We start from the raw sequence: 233 nt of genomic DNA, 5'->3' as shown, positions 1-233 counted from the left end.
GTCCATGACCATTGCGCTTGCGCCGGCGAAGATCACATCGTTGAAATTCGAACCCTGCACGGCCTCGATGCTCGAGTAGGTATCGCCGAATGCAATACCAGTGGCGCCCCAAATGCTCGAGAGCTCGATACTGACGCCTTCAAGGCTGTCGGTATAGCTGACGGTGTCGAAGCCCTCGCCGCCAATGAACTGATCGCCACCGTCGCCACCCCACAGCACGTCATTGCCTGCAC

The 233-nt window shown here is 58.8% G+C and carries 1 protein-coding gene; it reads right to left on the bottom strand.

Going from position 1 to position 233, the window contains the following annotated elements:
• On the bottom strand, nucleotides 1-233 hold a 233-nt coding region (locus ACR9ZK_RS23645; protein WP_481344347.1), incomplete at both ends, for a hypothetical protein.

The organism is Monashia sp. HAY1-5C, assembly GCF_056755255.1.
Note: the sequence above shows the minus strand (reverse complement) of the source record. Positions and strands in the feature narration are given on the sequence as shown.